General features: G+C 69.6%; 7 protein-coding genes. 4 read left to right on the top strand and 3 right to left on the bottom strand.

Annotation, left to right across the window (positions count from 1 at the left end; all coding sequences use genetic code 11):
• The first annotated feature begins 142 nt into the window (after window positions 1-142).
• A complete protein-coding gene (locus AB0L53_RS58305; RefSeq protein ID WP_364015427.1) occupies window positions 143-973 on the top strand; it encodes a CHAT domain-containing protein in 831 nt (276 codons plus the stop codon).
• Here AB0L53_RS58305 and AB0L53_RS58300 read toward each other — a convergent pair.
• The gene (locus tag AB0L53_RS58300; protein WP_364015424.1) at window positions 957-1,883 is read right to left on the bottom strand and encodes a helix-turn-helix domain-containing protein; all 927 of its coding nucleotides are present in this window, start codon (window positions 1,881-1,883) and stop codon (window positions 957-959) included. The two genes, AB0L53_RS58305 and AB0L53_RS58300, sit on opposite strands and share 17 nt — an antisense overlap.
• Window positions 1,884-1,954: 71 nt before the next feature.
• Here AB0L53_RS58300 and AB0L53_RS58295 point away from each other — a divergent pair, with 71 nt between their 5' ends.
• Entirely contained in the window at window positions 1,955-2,860 is a 906-nt protein-coding gene (locus tag AB0L53_RS58295) for an NAD-dependent epimerase/dehydratase family protein (RefSeq protein WP_364015421.1), read from the top strand.
• A 63-nt stretch (window positions 2,861-2,923) separates the two neighbouring features.
• On the top strand, window positions 2,924-3,529 hold the full coding sequence (locus AB0L53_RS58290) for a PepSY domain-containing protein (protein ID WP_364015418.1): 606 nt from the start codon (window positions 2,924-2,926) through the stop codon (window positions 3,527-3,529).
• A 23-nt stretch (window positions 3,530-3,552) separates the two neighbouring features.
• Here AB0L53_RS58290 and AB0L53_RS58285 read toward each other — a convergent pair whose 3' ends face one another.
• Entirely contained in the window at window positions 3,553-4,362 is an 810-nt protein-coding gene (locus AB0L53_RS58285) for an IclR family transcriptional regulator (protein WP_364015415.1), read from the bottom strand.
• Window positions 4,363-4,655: 293 nt separating this feature from the next.
• On the opposite strand from AB0L53_RS58285, the gene AB0L53_RS58280 reads away from it, so the two are divergent.
• On the top strand, window positions 4,656-5,405 hold the full coding sequence (locus AB0L53_RS58280) for a hypothetical protein (RefSeq protein ID WP_364015413.1): 750 nt from the start codon (window positions 4,656-4,658) through the stop codon (window positions 5,403-5,405).
• A gap of 52 nt (window positions 5,406-5,457) precedes the next feature.
• Here AB0L53_RS58280 and AB0L53_RS58275 read toward each other — a convergent pair whose 3' ends face one another.
• Complete coding sequence (locus AB0L53_RS58275; RefSeq protein WP_364015410.1) at window positions 5,458-6,804, bottom strand: discoidin domain-containing protein; 1,347 nt, start codon at window positions 6,802-6,804, stop codon at window positions 5,458-5,460.
• Window positions 6,805-7,052 lie beyond the last annotated feature (248 nt).

Below are 7,052 nucleotides of genomic sequence, written 5' to 3'. Positions count from 1 at the left end.
TACCCGACCGCGGAGTTGTGCAGCGCCAGCATTGCCTGGAACAGCGGCGTACGCGACAGGTCGCGCTCGATGTCGAGCGCGGACAGCACCCGCTCCCCCGCCCGAGCTGCTCTTCGAGGCCCACGTCTGGTTTTCCGACCGGATGCAGGAGGCGGCACAGGCGGTACGCGAGGCACGGATCGCCACCATGGAGGAGTACGCCGGCATCCTCGAGCGGTTCGTCCCGGCCGCGGACGTCCACGAGCGCCTCGCCTCGCTCTGGCAGGCACTGGGGGCAGATGCCGGACGCTTCGGCGAGCTGCACCTCAGCACCGAGGGCTACGCGCTCCAGCTGCCGTGGTCGGCGGCCGCCCTGGTCTCGGCGGGAGCAGAGACCGTGGTGCGGGTCGTGGCGACCACGGCGCTGGTCGGACGGCCTCAGCGGCCGGCCGAGCCGACTCCGGCGATCGTCGTCGCCGTTCAGGACGACCGGTCGGAGCGCGCGAACGCGCAACTGCTGGAGGCGGGTGGCGACCTGGCTGAGCTGATCTACTCGGAGCAGCCGGCGGACGGAGCCGACGTCGGGGTCTGTCCCCAGGCGGATCTCGATCAGGTGAGCTCGGCCGACGCCCTCGTGCTCCTGGGTCACGGACGCCGCGGCCGCGGCCTCACCCACGCGCTGCACGATCTCACCACGCAGCCACGCACGGTCGTCCTGCTGGGCTGCTGGTCGGCCCACATCGACCAGGACCTCTCCCACATGGAGGTCGAGGGCTTGGCCGTCTCGCTGCTGGCCTCCGGCGTCGAGACGGTCGTCGCCTCCCTCTGGCCGGTGACCCTGGAAGCGGGTGCCCTGCTCACCTCCCGCTACCTCGCCGAGCTGAGCTGCGGAGTCCCACCCGGACGCGCCTTCGCCACGGCCCGCACCGAACTCCGCTCCGACCCCCGCTTCGACCACCCGGCCGTTTGGTGCGGTTTCACCCTCTTTGGCTGAAGCCCGCGCGATAGGCCGTGGGAGTGAGCCCCACCCGGTGGGACAGGTGCTTGCGGAGGGAGTCCGCGCTGCCCAGACCGCTCTTCCCGGCCACCTGATCCATGGGCAGCTCGGTGGTCTCCAGGAGCTCCCTGGCCCGGTCGACGCGCCGGTGCAGCAGCCACTGGAGCGGGCTCAGCCCGGTCTCCGCGTGGAAGCGCCTGGTCAGGGTACGCACGCTTGTCTTGGCGTGCCCGGCCAGGTCGGCCAGGGTGAGCGGGCGATCGAGGTGCTCGAGCGCCCAGGCCCGGGTGGGAGCGAGTGAGGTGCCGCGCTCGGGAGGCAGTGGTGTCTCGATGAACTGGGACTGGCCGCCTGGCCGTACGGGAGAGACGACCGCGAGCCGCGCGGCCGCGTTGGCCACCGCGGCGCCATAGTCGAGCCTGACCAGATGCAGGCACAGGTCAATGGCGGCTGCGGCGCCCGCCGAGGTGAAGATGCCGTCGTCCTCGACGAAGAGGACGTCGGGCCGCACCTCGATCGACGGGAAACGGGTGGCCAGGTCGTCGGCCAGCCCCCAGTGCGTGGTGGCGCGGCGCCCATCCAGCAGACCGGCCTGGGCCAGCACGAACGCGCCCGTACACAGGGAGGCGATCCGGGCGCCGCCGGCCGCGGCTCTCCTCAAGGCGTCGAGAACCTCCGGGGGCGCCTGCTCGCCGCCGCTGCCGACGGCGAGCACCGTGTCCGCGCCGTCCATCGCGTCCAAACCGTCCGCCACCACGACGTCGGGACCCCCGACGGTCGGCAGCGGGCCGGGCCGCGCCGTACAGACGCGCACGTCATAGTGCGGAACGCTGTTGAAGACCATGAAGGGGATCGAGATGTCGAAACTCAGCACGGGAGGCACGACGACTGCGGCGACGCGGTGCATGGCCAGATCCTCCGGATAGTTGGCATTCCGGCCACTATGCCAGGAGGCCGCGGGTCGGCACCGTTGTCATCATGAAATTTGCCGACACAAAAGTTCATGTGATCGTGGGTCGTGGGGCCACCGCGTCGAAGACCGCTCTGCTGCTGGCCGGGGACGGCGAGCGGGTACGGATGATCAGCCGCACCGGCGGCGGGCCCGAGCACCCGCTCATCGACAAGGTCGCCGCGGACGCGACCGACACCGATCGGCTCACCGAGCTGACCGAGGGGGCGGACACGCTGTTCACCACCGCCGCGCCGCCGTACCACACCTGGCCCGAGCAGTTCCCGATCCTGTCGGCGTCGCTGCTCAGCGCCGTGAAGCGGACCGGGACCGCCTACGTCATGCTCGGCAATCTCTACGCCTACGGCCCGGTGGACGGGCCGATCACCCCGGACTTCCCGCTGGCCGCCGCCGGGCCCAAAGGGCGGGCCAGGGCGCGGGTATGGGAGGAGGCCGCCTCCTCAGGGGTGAAGGTCACCGAGGTGCGGGCCGGCCAGTTCTACGGCGCCGGAGCCTTCTCGGTGTTCAGTCTCATGGTGCAGCGGCACGTACTGGAGGGCAGGCTCGTCCTGGTGCCGCAGGAGCTCGACGTGCCGCACAGCTACACGGCGATCGGCGACGCCGCGCGCACGCTGGTCGCCGCGAGCCGCGACGATCAGGCGTACGGCAGGGCGTGGCACGCGCCCACCTCGACCCTGTCGGTACGGGAACTGGCCGGGCGACTCGCCGAACTCGCGGGGGCGCCGGAACCACGGATGGAGGAGATGACCGAACGCGACCTGACCCTGCTCGCGTACACCGAACCATTCTGGGGGGAAATGCACGAAGTGCTCACCAAGCCCGGCCACCCGTTCGTCGTCGACTACTCCGAAACCGAGAAGATCCTCGGCGTGAGTGCCACCCCGGTCGACGACGTGCTCCGCGAAGTGATCTAGCGCTGGAGCGTGTTGCCCAGCGCCTGGGCGTGCCTTTATGGAGTTCCGGGCAGCGTCTTCAGCATGAATGGGAGAAACCGGTCAAAGACCATCATAGGCACCATCTTCGCCGGCTCGGCCTTGCTCGCGGCCGGGGCCTGCGCAGGCGCCCACACTCAGTCCGGCACCATCAAGGCGGAGCCCGCGCGCGGCGTCATCCCCCTGCCCATGTCGACGCCGGGCGGTCCCCAGCAGGAACCCGGCGACATGGCGAGCCTCGAGAAGGCGGCCACCGCGGCCACGAGCTCCGCCGAGGGCTCCCATGTCCTCTCGGTCCAGTCAGAGAACGACGGCAAGATCTGGGAGGTCCAGCTGGCCGGACCCGACGGCACCGAGCGGCTGCTGGAAGTGGACGCGTCGGGAAAGGTGGTCTCGGAAGCCAGGTCCAAGGACACCGGCAAATATGAGAAGGCCAGGGTCATGGGGCTGATCAAGGACGCCAAGGTGACCTTCAAGGACGCGCTGGAGAAGGTGTCGTCCTCGGTGTCGCACGGCAAGATCACCCACATGAGCCTGGACAAGTACAACAACGACCTTCTCGTCTGGGATGTCGATGTCGTCAGCCCGGACGGCACTTGGCAGGGCCTCAAGATCGACGCCAAGTCCGGCACCGTGACCAAGAACGACTAGAGGAGTCCGGCGGGCAGCCGCCACTACGGCGTTCCGGGATGCCGGAGGAGTTGCAGGCTGATGCCGCGAGCGGCGGCCAGCACCGGGGGTACGACGCCGGGCATGGGCAAGCCCGGCAGTGGATCGCCGGCGCGGACGACGACGGAGAGCGCGGCCACCACCTCGTCGGCCGCGTCGCTCACGGGCGCGGCCACCGACACCGCGTCGAGGGTGACCTGCCGGTCGCTGACGGCGAAGCCGGTGCGCCGCACCTCCGCCAGTACGCGCCGCAGGGCGTCCGGGTCCACGATGGTCTTGTTGGTGAAGGCGGCCAGCGGCCTGCCCAGGTAGCGCTCCTGGAATGCCCGGGGCGCGTACGCGAGCAGCACCAGGCCGACACCTGTGGCGTGCGCGGGCCATCGTCCGCCGACCCGGCTGTGCACGCCGACGGCGTCGTGGCTGGAGATCCGCTCGATGTACACGACGTCCAGCCCGTCGAGGACGGCGAGTTGGACGTGCTGACGGGTCGCCACGAAAAGGTCCTCGAGGTAGGGCATGGCCACCTCGCGCAGCCCCAGGCCGCGAGGTGCCAATGCCGCGACCTCCCACAGGTGCAGGCCGATCTGGTAGCGGCCGTTACGGTCGCGTTCGAGCGCGCCCCACGCGACCAGCTCGCCGACCAGGCGGTGCGCCGTCGTCAGCGGCATCCTGGTCCGCCGGCTGATGTCGGACAGGGTCAGCCGGCGGCGTTCGCCGGAGAACGCGTCCAGAACACTGAGGACCCGGCTGGCCACCGACCGCGCGGGATCCGGTTGCCTGGACGGGCTTGCCATCGTTGCTGTGGTCATGGTCATGGGCAGCGCCTCCGACCGTCGATCGCGCTTCGAGTACGCCGGGTCCCGGCCTCACCATTTCGTTGAATGTTGTTTGCGGCAACGTAATCCCGGGAGGCGAGACGGGTCTAGCCCTATTTCCGGGCTAATTTGTTGCCTTTGATAACAATCTAGAAACACGCCTGTCACGCCCGCGGGTCACTACCGCGCGCCGGCCGCTGACGTTTCCCAGCCTGAATTCCCCCGCACGGGGGAGGTTTTTCGCCCAGTAGAGGGAGATCGCCAGAGGATGGCGGGCATTACCGTCAGCGGCCATGAGATCACGTACGCGGCGGGCGTTGCTGGGCGCGGGCTGGGCAGGCGCGGCCGCGCTAGCGCTGGTGGCGCCGGGAAACCTGGTCATGCGGCTGGCGTTCGGCAAGCTCGGTGACCCCGCGCTCGTCTGGCAGATACTGCTTGCCGGACTGGGGTTGCTGCTCGCGCTGACCACCACCCGCTACGGCATGCGTACCGCCCCACGCCCACCCGAGCGCCGGGCCGATGCGACGATCCGTCCCGCGCTCTGGGCCAAGGTGGTGACCTGGGTGGCGGCCGGCGTGCCGGTGCTGGGCTTCTCGGTTCCGCACCTGCTGTGGGGGCTGGGCGTACCGTTTGGTGTGGCGGCGGACTCCCGCTCCCTCTTGACAGAGCTGGGCGGCTCGGCGGTGTTCTGGGGCTTGCTCGTCGCCGGACCGGCTGCCGGGGCCCTGCTCACATTGGGTCTGATCAGCCGATGGGGCCAAGTCGTCCCGGGATGGGTGCCGTTCGCGGGGCGGCGCCGGGTACCACGTGGCCTGGCGGTCGTTCCGGCGGCGGTGGTGGGTCTGCTCGTCGGCCAGTACGGGGCGATGATGACCGAATGCCTGGCGTTCGGCATCACCCGTACGTGCGCGCCCGACGGCGGTGCCATGGTCCTCGACGGGAGTTGGGGATTCGCGGGGACCTATCCGGTCTTCCTCGCCTGGGGCGTGTTCCTGCTCGCCGCCACCGTGGGTTACCTTCACCCCACTGGGCAAAGGGCCTGACAGCCGGGCATGGCGGCCGATGTCGCCGTGCCCGGCTGTCGAAGCCGACCGGTCAGAAGGGGCAGGTGTCCATCCACTGGGTCACCAGTGAGGTGTTGGTCCGGTCGGCGTCACGCTGGGTGCCGCACAGGAACGGCGTGAAGCGGGTGTCGCTACGCAGCCAGCGGCTGAAGAACGACACGATCCACTTGCCCTGCTTGGCCTTGTTGCCGTTACCGGTCATCGGGCAGAGGTGGTCGCCGGGAACCTCGATGTACAGCTTCTCGGCCTGGGTCATGCTGTTGTACCAGGGCTTGGCGTAGGTGTTGCCGGGCGCGGCCACGTCGCTCGCGCAGGTCAGGAAGAAGGTCGGCTTGTTGACGGCGGCGAAGTTGCCGCTCTGGTGGTAGGGGGCGAGGGGTACGCCCGCGGTGAACCGGCTGTCGTCACGCAGCGCCACCATCGTGCCGCCCCCGCCCATGGAGTGACCGGACACGCCGAGGGTGCCGTTCAGCTTGCCCGTGAGGGGGTTGCCCGTGGCGTTGCCGAGGTTGAGCAGTTGGGTGCCGGCCGCCCTGATCTCCGTACCACGCTGGTCGGGGGTGTCGCTCAGGGTGTTGGTATCGACGTTGATGACCACGAAGCCCCAGGAGGCCAGACGAGGGCCGAGCCAGCTCAGGTTCGCCTGCGTGCCCTGGTATCCCGGCATCAGGACGATGCCCGGATACGAGCCACTGGCCGTCGGGTACGTGACGGTGCCGGCCTTGTAGCCGCTGGGGTTCGGAACCGTGTACGTCGCGGTGGCCAACGGTCCGTTGGTCGCCTCCAGCGACTGGATCGTGGGGTCGGGGATGGTGCCGCCGGGTGGTGGCGTGGTGCCGCCCGATGTGCCGTAGACCTGGAACTCCCACAGGGAGTAGCCATAGGCGGTCCCCCGCGCCGTCCCGAGCAACCGTACGTACCGGCCGCTTCCGGCCACAGTGAGAGATTGCACCCCGCCCGTGCCGCTGGTGGTCGTGTAGACGGTGGTCCAGGTTGAACCGTCGCCGGAGGTCTGGATCTGGAAGGCCCGGCCGTAGGCGGCCTCCCAGTTCAGCACGACCTGGGTGATGGTGGCGGTGGCGCCGAGGTCGACCCGCAGCCATTGGGGGTCGCTGAAGGCGCTGGCCCAGCGGGTGGCGGCATTGCCGTCCACTGCCGCCGAAGCGGGCGTGGCGGTGTTCTCGGTGGATGACGCGGTCGCCGGCTTGCCTTGGGACAGCAGCTCGGCGGCGGCGACCTGGGCGGTGGCGGCGGCCTGGGCGGTGACGGCGCCACCAGCGAGCGCGGTCGCCAGGGCGACGATCACCGCGACGCACGCCGCCGACCAGGAGGCGCGGCCCAGCGGTCGCCCGCCGGCTGGATTGAGGGGGAATCTCATGGTCTTACCTCTCCGGAACGAAGGCGGCGGGCATGGCTCCGCCACCACAAGGACAGGACACGAGACAGGAAAGAAACCGCGGCTCTGAGCGGAGCCGGGGGTGGGGCTGCTCTTGGAGCACATCCATCGCGATCCGATGCGGCGCGTCTGCACCATATGTGGCGATCTACGGCCCAAGAAGCGCTCTAACCGCTGAACGGAAGATAAATGACTTTGTCTCCGCTTTGGCGGGAGACCTTAACGAACAT

Origin of the sequence: Nonomuraea sp. NPDC052129 (genome assembly GCF_040680095.1) — a bacterium.
In the GTDB taxonomy this organism is placed as follows: domain Bacteria; phylum Actinomycetota; class Actinomycetes; order Streptosporangiales; family Streptosporangiaceae; genus Nonomuraea.
Note: the sequence above shows the minus strand (reverse complement) of the source record. Positions and strands in the feature narration are given on the sequence as shown.

What these genes read in the sequence shown, in the direction of transcription:
- AB0L53_RS58305 (WP_364015427.1), top strand. Translation starts at nt 143, where the DNA reads ATGCAGGAGGCGGCACAGGCGGTACGCGAGGCACGGATCGCCACCATG.
- AB0L53_RS58300 (WP_364015424.1), bottom strand. Translation starts at nt 1,883, where the DNA reads ATGCACCGCGTCGCCGCAGTCGTCGTGCCTCCCGTGCTGAGTTTCGAC.
- AB0L53_RS58295 (WP_364015421.1), top strand. Translation starts at nt 1,955, where the DNA reads ATGAAATTTGCCGACACAAAAGTTCATGTGATCGTGGGTCGTGGGGCC.
- AB0L53_RS58290 (WP_364015418.1), top strand. Translation starts at nt 2,924, where the DNA reads ATGAATGGGAGAAACCGGTCAAAGACCATCATAGGCACCATCTTCGCC.
- AB0L53_RS58285 (WP_364015415.1), bottom strand. Translation starts at nt 4,362, where the DNA reads ATGACCATGACCACAGCAACGATGGCAAGCCCGTCCAGGCAACCGGAT.
- AB0L53_RS58280 (WP_364015413.1), top strand. Translation starts at nt 4,656, where the DNA reads ATGAGATCACGTACGCGGCGGGCGTTGCTGGGCGCGGGCTGGGCAGGC.
- AB0L53_RS58275 (WP_364015410.1), bottom strand. Translation starts at nt 6,804, where the DNA reads ATGAGATTCCCCCTCAATCCAGCCGGCGGGCGACCGCTGGGCCGCGCC.